The 14,720-nt window shown below is 63.2% G+C and carries 9 protein-coding genes and 1 pseudogene; 7 read left to right on the top strand and 3 right to left on the bottom strand.

The window, feature by feature from the left end; all coding sequences use genetic code 11:
• Position 1 precedes the first annotated feature (1 nt).
• The 5 genes and pseudogenes from C8D77_RS35640 (at position 2) to C8D77_RS35620 (ending at position 9,236) form a co-directional block, all read left to right on the top strand.
• On the top strand, positions 2-3,460 hold the full coding sequence (locus C8D77_RS35640) for a beta strand repeat-containing protein (RefSeq protein ID WP_425453801.1): 3,459 nt from the start codon (positions 2-4) through the stop codon (positions 3,458-3,460).
• A 63-nt stretch (positions 3,461-3,523) separates the two neighbouring features.
• Positions 3,524-5,218, top strand: coding sequence for a type I secretion system permease/ATPase (locus C8D77_RS35635; RefSeq protein WP_109672459.1), 1,695 nt, complete (start codon positions 3,524-3,526; stop codon positions 5,216-5,218).
• 19 nt (positions 5,219-5,237) lie between these two features.
• A complete protein-coding gene (locus tag C8D77_RS35630; RefSeq protein WP_109672457.1) occupies positions 5,238-6,575 on the top strand; it encodes an HlyD family type I secretion periplasmic adaptor subunit in 1,338 nt (445 codons plus the stop codon).
• 234 nt (positions 6,576-6,809) lie between these two features.
• Positions 6,810-7,441: pseudogene (locus C8D77_RS35625) on the top strand (hypothetical protein).
• A gap of 109 nt (positions 7,442-7,550) precedes the next feature.
• A complete protein-coding gene (locus tag C8D77_RS35620) occupies positions 7,551-9,236 on the top strand; it encodes a tetratricopeptide repeat protein (protein WP_109672454.1) in 1,686 nt (561 codons plus the stop codon).
• Positions 9,237-9,259: 23 nt separating this feature from the next.
• Here the strand turns inward: C8D77_RS35620 and C8D77_RS35615 are convergent, their stop codons facing one another.
• Positions 9,260-9,946 carry a D-lyxose/D-mannose family sugar isomerase gene (locus C8D77_RS35615; protein ID WP_109672468.1) on the bottom strand — a complete coding sequence of 229 codons (687 nt, stop codon included), beginning with the start codon at positions 9,944-9,946 and terminating at the stop codon, positions 9,260-9,262.
• 191 nt (positions 9,947-10,137) lie between these two features.
• Between C8D77_RS35615 and C8D77_RS35610 the strand changes: the two genes are divergently transcribed.
• On the top strand, positions 10,138-11,196 hold the full coding sequence (locus C8D77_RS35610; protein ID WP_170136916.1) for a D-TA family PLP-dependent enzyme: 1,059 nt from the start codon (positions 10,138-10,140) through the stop codon (positions 11,194-11,196).
• A 144-nt stretch (positions 11,197-11,340) separates the two neighbouring features.
• Complete coding sequence (locus C8D77_RS35605) at positions 11,341-11,631, top strand: hypothetical protein (RefSeq protein WP_109672448.1); 291 nt, start codon at positions 11,341-11,343, stop codon at positions 11,629-11,631.
• A 57-nt stretch (positions 11,632-11,688) separates the two neighbouring features.
• Here C8D77_RS35605 and C8D77_RS35600 read toward each other — a convergent pair whose 3' ends face one another.
• Positions 11,689-12,447 (bottom strand): heme ABC transporter permease, encoded by a 759-nt coding sequence (locus C8D77_RS35600; RefSeq protein ID WP_109672446.1) that lies wholly within the window; start codon positions 12,445-12,447, stop codon positions 11,689-11,691.
• A gap of 103 nt (positions 12,448-12,550) precedes the next feature.
• Positions 12,551-14,332 (bottom strand): glucan ABC transporter ATP-binding protein/ permease, encoded by a 1,782-nt coding sequence (locus C8D77_RS35595; RefSeq protein WP_109672443.1) that lies wholly within the window; start codon positions 14,330-14,332, stop codon positions 12,551-12,553.
• Between the last annotated feature and the right edge of the window lie 388 nt (positions 14,333-14,720).

Raw genomic sequence — 14,720 nt, 5'->3', positions numbered from 1 at the left:
CGTGGCCAACTACACCGTCACCGACGAGCATGGCGCCACCTCCAGCGCCTCGCTGACCATCACCGTCACCGGCGTCAACGACGCCCCGGTCGCGGCAAATGACACCAGCGCCAGCGCGGGTGCGATTGCCGCAACCGAGAAGGGTGGCACGCTGAACGGATCCGGCGGCACCAATGGTTCCGGCAACGTGCTGACCAACGACAGCGATGTCGACAGCGCCACCCTGACCGTCAGCGCGATCCGCACCGGTGGCGTCGAAGGCTCAGGCACGGGCGGTTCGCTGGGTGTCGGCCTGGTCGGCGCGCACGGCACGCTCACCATCGCCGCCAACGGCAGCTACACCTATGTGGTCAACGAGAACGACTTGACGGTGCAAGCCCTCAACACCGGCGGCTCCACCACCGATACGTTCAACTACACGGTCAGCGACGGCAGCCTGACCGACACGGCAGTACTCACCGTTACCATCAATGGTGCAAATGACGCGCCTGTCGGTGCAAATGACACCAGCGCCAGCGCGGGTGCGATTGCCGCAACCGAGAAGAGCGGCACGCTGAACGGATCCGGCGGCAACAATGGCTCCGGCAACGTGCTGACCAACGACAGCGATGTCGACAGCGCCGGCCTGACGGTGAGCGCGATCCGCACCGGTGGCGTCGAAGGCTCAGGCACGGGCGGTTCGCTGGGTGTCGGCCTGGTTGGCGCGCACGGCACGCTCACCATCGCCGCCGACGGCAGCTATACCTACGTGGTCAACGAGAACGACTTGACGGTGCAAGCCCTCAACACCGGCGGCTCCACCACCGACACGTTCAACTACACGGTCAGCGACGGCAGCCTGACCGATACAGCAGTACTCACCGTTACCATCAATGGCGCCAACGATGCTGCGGTGCTCTCCTCCGCCTCGGTGAATCTGACCGAGACCAATGCTGTCGCCAACATCTCGACCTCGGGCACTCTCACCGTCTCGGACGTCGACAGCGCGGCGACCTTCGTCGCCCAGGCGGCCAATGTTGGAACCTATGGCACGTTTGCCATCAACGCAGCCGGTGCCTGGACCTACACGGCGTCTTCTGCGCACAACGAGTTCGTCGCCGGCACCACCTACACTGACACCTTCAACGTGGCCAGCGCCGACGGCACCACCACCTCGGTGACGATCAACATCGCGGGCACGAACGACGCCCCGGCCATAGATCTCAACAGCGGGACGGCCGGAACATCTACAAGCCTGAGCTACACGGCCGGGTCCGCCGCCGCTACCATCGCCCCTTCGGCGACGATAACGGATATCGACTCCGCCAACTTCGGCGGCGGCTCGCTCACTGTCGGGTTCACGGCAAACGGCGCGGCCACGGACCAGCTTACGATTCAGAACCAAGCCCCCGGCGCCGGCCAGATCACTGTCAGCGGCAATAATGTGAGCTATGGTGGCACACTCATAGGTACCTTCAGCGGCGGCACGAACGGGTCGAACCTAGTCGTGACGTTCAACGCCAATGCCACCGCAGCGGCCGCGCAGGCCCTTGCCGATCACATCCTCTATGCAAACGCAACCAGCGGAACCATCGCAAAGACCGTGACCTATACACTGGTGGACGGCGATGGCACGGCCAACGGCGGCACCGACACGGGCTCGGCGACCGCAACGATCAATGTGACGGGCGGCGATACAACGGCGCCGACGGTCGTCATTTCGCACGACAACAACGGCGCCAAGCAGACGATCACCTTCACCTTTAGTGAGGCCGTCTCGGGCTTCGACATCAATGACATCGCGCTGGTAGGAGCAACCGCGACGGCCGGGACCTTCGTACATGTCGGCATCGATGGCACCGGACACGACATCTACACCTTGGACGTCACGAAGCCGGTCGGCGGTGGCGCGCATACCGTGCAAGTCGTGTCCAGTGGCACCGGAACGTCGTCCTGGACCGACATAGCTGGCAATCCCGGGGTCGGCACGCCGGCATTCAGCCTGCCCGCCGGCACCTCCGGCGAGCCCATCAATCTCGCCTTGACCGACCCCTCACATGAAGGCGCGCTCATCACCGTCACGGTGAAGGACGTGCCTTCGGGCTGGACTATCGACGGCGCGACGCACAACGCCGATGGATCCTGGACGACACAGACCAACGACCTGCACGGGCTGACTGTGACCACACCGGTCGAATTCACCGGGGCAGCGGTGCTCGACGTGCAGTTGACCTGGACCAATGCCGACGGCACGACGGGCAGCGCGTCGATCGCCGACAATGTCGAGGCCTACGCGCCGGGTTCGCCGATCTTCGCCTGGTCGGGCGACGACGTGCTGACCGGCTCCAGCGGCAACGACCTCTTCGTCTTCTCGCAGCCGATCGGCGCCGACACGGTGCATAGTTTCGACGCCGCGGCCGACCAGATCGACCTTATCGGCTACAACGGATTGGCAGACTTTGCCGACCTCCAGACCCATATCGCCGACGATGCCCACGGCAACGCGGTGATCACGCTCGGCGACGGGCAGTCGATCACGCTGGACGGCGTGCACTCGGGCGCGCTGACGGCAAGCAATTTCGTCTTCGACCAGACGCCGGTGGTCAACAATCCAGGCACCATGACGATCGGCGACGGCGCCTTGCTGCCGTTGAGCGGCACGATCAACAATACGGGCCTTATCTCGCTGGACTCGACGGGCAGCGAAACGTTGCTGCAAATCATCCAGCATGGCGTGACGCTGCAGGGCGGCGGACAGATCCTGCTGTCCGACAGTGCCGCCAACGTGATCTCCGGCACGGGGCCGGATGTCACTCTGGTCAATGTCGACAACACGATATCCGGTGCTGGCCAGTTGGGCGGCGGGATGCTGAGCCTCGACAACCAGGGCACCATCATCGCCACCGGTTCGAATGCGCTGGTCATCGACACAGGGGGCAGCGTCGTTACCAACTCCGGCACACTGGAGGCGACCGGTTCAGGCGGCCTGACGGTCACCGGCGGGCTGGCGAATTCCGGCATGCTGTTGGCCAATGGCGGCGACATCGTCATCCACGGTCAGGTGACCGGCGATGGCGATGCCACGATCGGCAATCTGTCGAAGCTCGAGTTCGGCGGCGCCTCGTCGACGGACGTCACCTTCGCGCACGATGCGGCCGGCACGCTGCAGCTCGACGATTCCTTCGACTTCAGCGGGCGGATCGGCGGCATCACCAATGACGACAGGCTGGAGCTCGAGGATATCCTGTTCGGTGCGGGCACGACGGCCGTCTACCAGGCAAACCAGGATGGCAGCGGCGGAACGCTGACTATTTCGGACGGCACCCACGGTACCGCGCTGCATCTGGTCGGCTCCTATGATGCAAACGGCTTCAAGCTCGCCGATGACGGCCAAGGCCATACCGCCGTCTCGTACAATCCGGCGGAGTTCACGCTGACGGGCGTCGGCAATGGAGCAATTTCAAGCGACTTCGTGGTGTGAACCAAAGGGCCGCCGTCAGCGGCGGCCCACCTGGCCTGACGAGTTTTGAGTGGGGTTCTGGAAGTGGATAGCAAATCGCGAATTGTGAAGGATGCGCTTCGGGCCTGCCGCCGCTATTTCCTGGTCGCGGCGGCATTCAGCCTGGCTATCAATCTGCTCTACCTCGCGTCCCCACTGTACATGCTGCAGATCTACGACCGGGTCGTCACCAGCGGCAGCGAAACCACGCTGGTGATGCTGACCCTGGTGTTGCTGGCGGCTTTCCTTTCGCTGGCCGGCCTCGACCTGGTGCGCGCCTCCATCCTGACGCGTGCCAGCGCGCGGCTCGACCGGCTGCTCTCGGCAAAAGTCCTCGCCGCGTCGGTCGAGACGCCATCGCCGGGCTCCTCGCAAAGCCAGCCGATCCGCGATTTCGACACGTTCAGGCAGGTGATCACCGGCAGCGGCATCCATGCCCTGTTCGACCTGCCATGGTCGCCCATCTACATCGGCATCATCTTCCTGCTGCATCCCTGGCTCGGCTTCTTCGCGCTGGGCTGCTCGCTGCTCCTGATCGCCATGGCGGTGCTCAACGAGTATATCGTGCGTTCGCCGCTGAAGCAGGCCAACGACCTGGCGACGACCAACTATAACTTTACCGAGATGAGCCTCAGAAACGCGGAAGTCGTTCGCGCCATGGGGATGATCGACGGTCTCATCCGCCGCTGGGGGCGCGACCGCAACCTGGCGCTGCGGCGCCAGGCGGAGGCAAGCGATCGCGCCGCCCTGATGTCGGGCCTGATCCGTTTCCTGCGGCTCACCATGCAGTCGCTGATCCTCGGCCTCGGCGCCTATCTGGTGATCGAGCGGCAGATCACCGGCGGCACCATGTTCGCGGCGAGCCTCTTGCTGGGGCGTGGGCTACAGCCGGTCGAGCAGATCGTCGGCCTTTGGCGCAGCCTGATCCTGGGGCGGGCGGCATTGGTAAGGGTCGAAAAGCTGCTGGACGGGGGCGCGCAGAACGAAAGATCGTTCAACCTGCCGAAGCCCACCGGCAAGATCTCGGTCGAGCAGGTCAGCTTTGCAATTGCCAGCCAGCAGAAAGTGCTTCTCCGGGACGTATCGTTCCGGCTGGAAGCAGGCGAGACACTGGGAATCGTCGGCCCTTCCGGCGCCGGCAAGTCGACGCTGGCGCGTCATCTCGCGGGCGTCATGCAACCCAGCCGCGGCACCGTCAGGCTGGACGGGGCCGACCTGTCGCAATGGGGGCACGACGCGCTCGGCGACCACATCGGCTACCTGCCGCAGGATATCGAACTCTTCTCCGACACGGTCGCCGCCAACATCGGCCGCTTCAAGACCAATGTCGACCAGGAGGTGATCGAGGCCGCGCGGCTCGCCGGCGTGCATGAGATGATCATCCGCCTGCCACAGGGCTATGAGACCCAGATCGGCGAAGGCGGCGCAGTGCTGTCGGGAGGATATCGGCAACGGATCGCTCTCGCCCGGGCGGTGTTCGGAACGCCGAACCTGATCATTCTCGACGAGCCGAGCTCCAATCTCGACGCCGATGGCGACCGCGCGCTGAGCGACTGCGCGATCGAGCTCAAGCGCCGCGGCAGCACGGTGATCATCGTCTCGCACCGGCCCTCTACCCTGGCGAATGTCGACAAGATCCTTCTGTTGCGCGATGGCGCGGTCGAGGCCTTCGGCATGAGAAACGAGATCGTGGCGCTGCTCAACCAGCGCGCGGCGCCAATGGCGGTGGCAACCCAATGAGCTGTGGCCGGAGAGATCGATGAGCGACGGCGCCCTCACCTACCGGAGCCTGCCAGGCGAAACCGGTATCCTGGCCCCGGATTCGATCCGGGTGCCGGCCTATATCGGCTTGCTGATCATCGTCGCCTTCTTCGGCGTCTTCGGTGGCTGGGCAGCCTTTGCTCCGCTGAACGGCGCCGTACTCGCCGACGCCATCGTCAAGGTGGAAGGCAATCGCAAGAGCGTACAGCACTTCGACGGCGGAACGGTGAAGGAGATCCGCGTCAAGGATGGCGACGTCGTCAGGAAGGGCGACATCATGCTGAAGCTGGACGACACCAGGATCAGGTCCGAGTTCAATCTCTATGCCCAGCAATACGCTCTGCTGCGTGCAACCGATGCCAGGATCCGGGCCGAACTGGACGGCAGCAAGGCTGTTGCCTTCCCGAAGGACATCCTGAAGGAGCACGAGGCCTACCTCAGGGATGCGATGGCAAACCAGATCACCGACCTGGAGAGCCAGCGCGCCTCGATGGCCGGCGCCAGGCAGATCCTCGAGCGGCGGATTGCCGAGCTCGAGGAGCAGATTCAGGGCAAGCAGGCTCGGGTCGAATCCTACCAGGCCCAGATGCAATCGACGATCGACGAGAAGGCCAGCCTGTCAAAGCTGCTCAAGGCCGGATTGACGACCCGCCCACGCATCCTGGAGCTGGAAAGATCCGCCTCGGATCTGCAGGGCCTGATCGACGAGAACCTCGGCGCCATAGCCGGTAGCCAACAGAGCAAAGCCGAACTCGAGGGCCAGATCGCGCAATTGACATATGAGCGCCGGGCCAAGCTGTCGGCCATGCTTATCGATACGCAATCGAGCCTTGCCGACCTCGTGCCCAAGATGTTTGCCGCCCAGGCTGCCATGGACCGAGCCGAAGTGCGCGCGCCCTATGACGGCCAGGTGATGGATCTCAGCGTCTTCTCGATCGGCGCGATCGTTTCGCCAGGCCAGACCATCCTCGACATCGTGCCGACCGAGAATTCGCTGATCGTCCAGGCGCAGGTTCGCGTCGAGGACATATCGAACCTGCGACCCGACATGGCAGCCGAAGTTCGTTTCACATCATACAAGCAGCGCTCGATACCCATAATCCATGGGCGAATCGCCCGCATTTCGGCGGATCGCATTACCGACAGCAAGACCGGGTTTCCCTACTATCTTGCCGACGTAGCGGTCGATCCGGTGGAATTGGCTGCAGCCCCACAGATCGCGCTTTATCCGGGCATGCCAGCGTCGGTCATGATCGTTACCGAGGAACGCACCGCACTCGACTACATCCTGGGCCCGCTGGTCGTGTCGTTCCACTCCGCGTTTCGCCAGAAGTAACGAGCCTCGCGCCGTCCAGCGGCCGGGTGATGAACTTCAGCCACTCGTCCACGGGCCTTACGCTCCCTCCAAGGCTATCGTCTGCGGTGAGCGTGCCACCGCCTTGCATATCTATGGCAACCCGCGCATCAGTTTGGGCTGATTGAGGCAGGCGAGATTCCCAGAGCAAATTGGTGGCCGCCCGTGCGTGCCAACGGCTAAGCTTCGTGAAAGATTCCTGCACGAGGCCGAGTAATGCCCAGTGATAGCCAGTACATTCTCGAAAGCATCAGCCAAGGCTGCGTGGCGCTCACCGACGACGAGTTCTTCATCGACAGGCTGGTGAAGTATTTCGGCAACGGGAGGATCCGATGGCACGTCGAATTCCGTGGGCATCGCGTCGAGCTAACGACAGGCCAGCTTAAGAAGCAGCCTACCTTCCGCAGGAAGATACTCGAACAGGCCGGTGTGCTGCCGCCCCAGCGTGCCGGGACCGCCTACAGGCGATGGGCACTCGATCTGAGAAGAATGCCGTCGAGCTTCCTTGGCGGGATAGGCCGGTCGATGCCGGTTTCGCCATCGACAGGCTCACCAGCCATGGAGATGGGCGCTGGACGGTTGAATACCAAGGCAAGGCAATCAAATTCACGACGACCAAACTCCGCAGGCAGGTTAGTTTCCGCAAACGCATGCTGGCCAAGGCCAAGGTGCTGCCGCCCCAGCTGGACCCGGTTGCCTATCGGAAGTGGATGGACTGGCTCATTCAAAATGCCACCGAGGCTGCCCCGCAGGCCGGCGATGCCCTGATGACGGAAAGAAGTTGGCTGGACGACCTGCCTGAGCTGGCCGGCTGGCAAAATGAAACACCGCCCGAAGGGACCAGCTAGCAGCGGCACGCGTTGCGTTTGCCATGCCTGGAGATTTCGTCACACACTGATGACGAAGGAATCTGACCAGAGCCCGGCTCGCTGGCGATCAGAATTGAAATGAGACTTCATGGACCGCTTCAACCTCGGCGCCTACCGCCGCTCCATCTCCACCCACTCAACCGAAGCCCAGCGCTGGTTCGATATCGGGCTGAACTGGTGCTACGGCTTCAACCATGAGGAAGGCATCAAGTGCTTTGAGAAGGCGCTGGAGATGGATCCTGATTGCGCCTTTGTGCATTGGGGCATCGCCTATGCCGCCGGGCCTTTCTACAATCTGACCTGGAAAGAGCATGGCGAGGCCGAGGCCAACAGCGCGACCAAGCGCTGCTTCGAGCATGTCCAGCTAGCGCGCGCCAATGCGGCTTCCGCCAGCGAGGTCGAAAGGCGCCTGATCGAGGCGCTGGCGTGCCGTTTCCAGAAACTGCACCGGGTGGGTCCCGAGGAATTCGAACAGTGGGACGATGCCTATGCCGCCGAGATGCGGCTTGTGTACCGGGACTTTCCCGACGACCACGATGTGATGGCGCTTTTCGTCGAGGCGCTGATGATGCGCACCGTGCGGCGGCTTTGGAACCTCAAGACCGGCGCGCCGGCGCCGAATTCCGATGTCGTCGAGGCGCTCGAGGTCTGCGAGCGGTCGATCCGGCTTGCCGACGAGGCGGGGATTGCACAACATCCGGCGATCGTCCACCTGCACATCCATCTTCTGGAAATGTCCACCATGCCGGAGCGCGGCATGCGCTCGGCGGATCTGCTGGGCGCAATGTGCCCCGATGCCGGGCACATGAACCACATGCCGGGGCATATCTATGTGCTGTGCGGCGAATACGAAAAGGCGAAGCTTGCCAGCGAGAAGGCGATTCGCGCCAACGACCTCTATCTCGCCTATGCGGACGAGCCGACCTACTATCTGCTCGGCTGCTGCCACGATCTGCATCTGATGATGTTCACCTGCATGTTGTCAGGCCAGTACAGGCCGGCGCTGTGGGCCGCCGACAAGGTGCGCAGCCTGGTCGCGCGCGACGTGGTCGCAATCCAGGACCGGCCCAAGCTCACCCAGACAGTGGAAGGCTACCATGCGATGAAATCGCATGTGCAGGTGCGCTTCGGCCGCTGGCAGGAGATCGTCGACGAGCCGGTCACCGCGGAGCCGAGCCTCTATGTGCTGACGGCGGCCATGCAGCACTACGCCAAGGGTGTCGCGCACGCGACGCTGGGGCAATTCGCCGAAGCCGAGCGCGAGCGCGACCGGTTCCACCGGCATATGGAAGGCATTCCAGCCGAGCGGCGCTTCCTCAGTAACCCGACGCGCGCCTCGCTGGCTGTCGGGGCTGCCCTGCTCGGTGGCGAGCTTGCCTATCACCAGGGCCGGCACGACGAGGCCTACGGCCATTTGCGGCAAGCGGTCGAGCTTGACGACAATCTGTCCTACACCGAGCCATGGGCGTGGATGCACCCGCCGCGCCATGCGCTGGCGGCACTGCTTCTCGACCAGGGCCACTCTGCAGAGGCCGAACAGGTCTATCGCGACGATCTCGGCCTGAGCGGCAAGGTGCAGCGCTGCGCCCAGCATCCGAACAATGTCTGGGCGCTGCACGGGCTGGTGGAATGCCTGAAACGACGCGGCGAGCGCGAAGAACTGCCGGCGCTGCAGGCAAGCCTTGCCGCGGCGTTGGCCAGAGCAGACGTGGCGATCAGCTCGTCATGCCTGTGCAGGACGAGCGTGCAGCCAGCCTCAAGCTGCTGTCATTGAGGCTGGCTGCCCGGCGCGTTGCCTCAGCCCAGCCACTTCTCATAGTCGGACACCAGCAGGTGCACGGGAGCAACGTCCTCGTCGATGTTGGAAAAACGGCCGATCGGTTCGCGAAAGACATTGTCGGTGAGATCGTCATTGACGGTCGACACCTCGCCGATCAGCACATCCTTGCCCTCGGCCCAGAAGGCATGCCAGACGCCGGGCAAAAGCGTGACGCTCTGGCCCGGGTCGAGCTTCAACAGCCCGCCCGCCGGCAGCCTGTGGATGGTTCCGTCGACCGGCACCGATACCTCGGCCTTGGGATCGATGCCGCCGTCGCGATCGTGCATGAACAGTTCCAGCACCAGCTTGCCGCCACCACGGTTGATGATGTCCTCGGCCTTGATGTTGTGGCGGTGCATCGGCGACAGCTGGTCCTTGCGCGAGATCATGATCTTCTCGGCATAGAGCATGCCCATGCCCTTCTTCATGTCCTCGTAGCGGCCGTTGCGCACGGTGAACAGGAACAGGCCGAGTTCCTTGAACTTCTCCTGGCCGTAGTCGGTGATGTCCCAGCCGAGCCGGGAGGTAAACACGGCCGCGGAGTCGGTCTGGCGCGCCTTCGCCTCCTCGGGCGACCAGTAGGCGAAGGGCGGCATGATGTAGCCGAACGAGCGGATGAAAGCGTCGGCTTCGCGGATGATGTCGTTGATGGCGGAGCGTTTCATGATCATGGTCCTTCGTGCCGATTTGTCTGGCAAATCGCATAGCCGAACGTCGATGCGGTGTCGATCCGTCTTGCCGCTCCGCCCGGCCTTGCGCCTTCAGCGCATGGACAACAGATCCGCTGCGCTGGCCGCGTGACATCGCGCCCGTTCGAGGCCATAACCCCTGCGGATTTTCTATGGGATAACAGATGATGCCGACCGTCCACGACCTCGATACGCCATCGATCCTGATCGACGCCGCGCGCGCCGAAGCCAACATTGCCCGCGCCCAGGCCCATGCCCACAAGAACGGGCTGAAACTGCGGCCGCATATCAAGACGCACAAACTGCCCTACTGGGCGAATAAACAGGTCGCGGCCGGTGCCGTCGGTATCACCTGCCAGAAGATCGGCGAGGCCGAGGTGATGGCCGACGCCGGGCTGACCGACATTTTTCTCCCTTACAACATCCTTGGGCGCGCCAAGCTGGAGCGGCTTCTGGCGCTACACCGCCGTGTGACACTGTCGGTTACGGCTGACAGCAGAGAAACACTCGAAGGATTGGCCGCCATTTTCACCGATGCCGGTCATCGTCTGCCGGTACTGGTCGAATGCGACACCGGCATGGGCCGCTGCGGCGTGCAGACGGCTGACGAAGCAGTTGCGCTGGCAAGACAGATCGACAAGGCCGGTGGCCTCGCCTTCGGCGGGCTGATGACCTACCCGGCCGCCGGTCGCGCGGCGGAGGCCGAGGCGTGGCTGGCCGACGCCAAGCAGGCGCTGGCCGCGTCGGGCCTCGCCTGCGAACGCATCTCAAGTGGCGGCACGCCGGATATGTGGCGCTCGAGCGAGGCATCGGTGGTCACGGAGTACCGCCCCGGCACCTACATCTATCTCGACCGCTATCAGGTCGCCAAAGGCGTCGGCACTCTCGACGACTGCGCACTGACGGTGCTGTCGACGGTGGTCAGCCATCCCACAGCGACGCGTGCCATTCTGGATGCCGGCAGCAAGGCGCTGTCCAGCGACACGCTGGGGCTCGCCGATTTCGGCGAGTTGCTCGGCATTTCCGGTGCACGGGTGACGGGCTTGAGCGAGGAGCACGGCACCCTCACGCTTTCGGGTGACGGCAAGTTGCGCATCGGCGAACGCGTCCGCGTCGTGCCAGACCATTGCTGCGTCGTCACCAACCTGTTCGACCAGGTGCATCTGATCTCAGGCGAAAAGGTGCTGGAAACGCTGCCGGTGGCCGCACGCGGCCGCACCGGCTAATGCGAACATCCAAACCCGTGTCCAGGGCAGGTGCATGGTCGACCCTGTCTAAGGTCCTGCTTGTCCCCGGTGTTCCGTTACGTCAATCTGGCTTCAGCAAGCCGACCATTGGATGGTTTGCGGCTTGCTCGGGAGGAAAACAGAATGGCTTACGCAATCACGCACTATTTTCCTGGCGGCACGAAGGAACAATACGAGGCGTCAATCGCTGCTGTGCATCCAGCAGGCGGAAAAAGCCTGCCAAAAGGCCAACTCTTCCATGTTGCCGGCCCGTCGGCCGGTGGCTGGTCAATTGTTGCGGTTCACGAATCCAAGAAGAGTTGGGAGCAATTCCGGGACGATATCCTGATGCCTCAAATGAAAACGGGCATCAAGGGTGGGTTCACCTCGCCGCCTCAGGAGACCACGTTCGAGGTTCACAATCTGCAGAAATGACAAGCTGTTCAGAGACGATGAACGCTTGATCTGTTAGTGCGCTGGCGCAATGGCGCCTTAGATCCGCTCGGCCTGCCTGGCGGCGACGCGACGCATTGCAATGACGCGGCGGCGGCGGATTTCGGTGCGCATCGCCATCAGGTGCAGCGCAAAGAACAGCACGGTGAAGCCGAGCGCCATCACCAGCAGCGGCCACAGCAGGCTTTGGTCGATGGTCGAGCCGCCCATGCGGAACACCGAAGCCGGCTGATGCAGCGTGTTCCACCAGTCGACCGAGAATTTGATGATCGGGATGTTGATGAAGCCGACCAGCGTGATGATGGCGGCGGCCCAGGCGGCGCGGCTGGCATCGTCGAGGGCACGGGTCAGCGCGATGATGCCGAGATACATCAGGAACAGGACGAAGACCGAGGTCAGCCGTGCGTCCCAAACCCACCAGGTGCCCCACATAGGCTTGCCCCAGATCGAGCCGGTGATCAATGCAAGCGCGGTGAAGACGGCTCCGATGGGCGCGGCGGATTTCAGCGCGACATCGGCCAGCGGATGCCGCCAGACGAGCGTGCCAAGTGCGGAAACCGCCATCAGCGTGTAGCACATCATGGCCAGCCAGGCGAAAGGCACGTGGATGTACATGATGCGCACGGTGATGCCTTGCTGGAAATCCTCAGGCGCAGCGAAGCTCATATAGAGCCCGACGGCGAGGATGAGTGCGGCGATGGACGCCAGCCACGGCACGAGCCTATCGGCCAGCCCGACGAAGCGCGTCGGGTTGGCGAGATCCATCCAGCCGGTCAGTCGTGAAGTCGTGTCGCTCATGCGGCTCTACATAGACCGCCGGTGCGTTTGGGGCAATCGAGCGGTTATGTCGCACGCTAGCCTTGCCTTCTCCCCCTGGGGGGAGAAGGCAGAGACGCCAAGATCAGGCGGCCGCTTCCTGCTGTTGCTGCACGGTGCGGCTGAGGCGGCGAACCTCCTCGTCGTTGAGCAGGCCGCCGGCGCGCAGCAGGCTGGCAAAGCGGCCGTTGCGCAGCGACAGTTCGGCGAAGCCGCCCATTTCGACCACCCTGCCCTTGTCCATGAACACGACCAGATCGGCGTCGCGGACGGTGGTCAGGCGGTGGGCGATGATGAAGGTGGTGCGGTCGCGCCGCAATTCGTCTATCGCATCCTTGACGCGGTCCTCGGTCTCGACGTCGAGCGCGCTGGTCGCCTCGTCGAGCACCAGGATCGGGGCATCCTTCAGCACGGCGCGGGCAATGGCGATGCGCTGACGCTCGCCACCCGACAGCTGGCCGCCACGTTCGCCGACCACCGTGTCGTAGCCATTGCTCTTGGACAGGATGAAGTCCTGCGCCGCGGCCGCGTTGGCAGCGGCATGGATCTCGTCATTGGTCGCATCGGCGCGGCCGACGCGGATGTTGTCCTCGATCGAACGGTTGAGCAGGCCGGCATCCTGGAACACGGTGGCGATCGAATGACGCAGCGACTTGCGGGTCACGGTGCGTGTGTCGACGCCGTCGATCAGGATACGGCCATGGGACGGCGAGAAGACACGCTGCAGCAGATTGATGAGCGTGGTCTTGCCGGCGCCGGTCGGTCCGACGATGGCAACGGTCTGGCCGGCCTGGACTTCGAACGACACGTCGTCGATGCCTTGGCCCGAATTGGCGAATTCGAAGCCGACATTCTCGAAGCGGACATGCCCGGTGATGTTAGCGAGATCGCGCAACCCATCCGGCTCGGCTGCGTCGGCCGCGGAGTCCTCGAGCTGGTAGAAATCTTCAAGCTTGGCGCGCGCCTCGGAAATCTGGTTGGCGAAAGCCGACATCTGGTCGAGGCGAGCGATCAGCATCGTCGCAAAACCGGTGAAGGCGATGACGTCGCCGATACCCAACTGACCATGAGTCACGAGATAGGAGCCGATCGACAACACGATCAGCATCGAGATTGCCGATGACAGACGGTGCAAGGCATTGGCCAGCGCCCACCAGTCGAGCACAGGATTCTGCGCGTCGAGCAGGTTCTTGACGTAGTGGCGCAGCGTATCGGCCTCGTGGCCGAGGCGATTGTAGCTCTGCAGCACCGCAACGTTGCTGACCGAGTCGGTCACATGCTCGAACACCTTGTGGTAGTGGCGCTCGACCGCAGCCTGGCCCGCCTTGGTGCGGCGCATTACCATTCGGCCGATGCCGACATACAGCAGTCCGAGGCCAAGCAGCACCAGCGACATGCGCAGGTCCATGCTGATCGCGGTTGGGACCAGCAGTACGAGGGCGACAGCCGTGGACAGATGCTGGCGCATGAATTCAAGCCAAAGGCTGAACAGGGTTTCGACGGCGCGCAGCATCGTGTGCAACGCATTGGAGGTGCCGTGCTGATGGTGCCAGGCGAGCGGCATGGTGATCACGCGCTCGAAGGACTGGCACAGAACTTCGCTGCGCCGCGCATGGGCAAAGCGGTCAGCGCCGCGCGCCACCATGACGAAAGCAACGATGTTGAAGGCGCCGAGACCAGCCCACATCACCAGCGTGGTGAAGACAGAGCCGCGCTCGGAGATGGCGCCGATGACGCGACCGAACATAATCGGCTCGAGAAGCGCTACGATGGCGAGCGCCACGTTGGCCGAACAGATCAACGCGACGCGTTTCCTGTCCGCGGCCAGATATCCGAGTGCTCGCCAGTAGATTTGCAGAAGGGTCACCCCAGTTACTCCGCCACGCTGTTTATTGTGCACTGCATCATTTGACTCGTACCGGTTGATACGTCGCAAAACAATGGCCGTGTACCTCTTCAGTTCCCTCAGAGCGAACAAAAGATGGCGACGTTCCGAAATCTGCCGTGATCACCTAACGGTTTGAGAAGACAGGTAAAATGTCAGGCATGCGGCGAAATCATGGCAGTTGGAGCGTGCTGCCACAATTTTAATCAGCTACAATGTCGGGCGGATGACTAAGACCGAAATCGCCGTCTGCACAGTATAGGTCAAAACTAAGCGGCTTTGCGCGCGCCCAAGAATACGGGACGCCGAGCCTCGCCGCCTGGCGCGAGCCCTGCGATGGGCATCAAGTCTTTGATTTTATAAGCCTCTC

Source organism: Mesorhizobium loti, from assembly GCF_003148495.1.
Lineage (GTDB): Bacteria > Pseudomonadota > Alphaproteobacteria > Rhizobiales > Rhizobiaceae > Mesorhizobium > Mesorhizobium loti.
The sequence above is the reverse complement of the archived record's forward strand: the minus strand, read 5'-3'. Positions and strand labels throughout refer to the sequence as shown.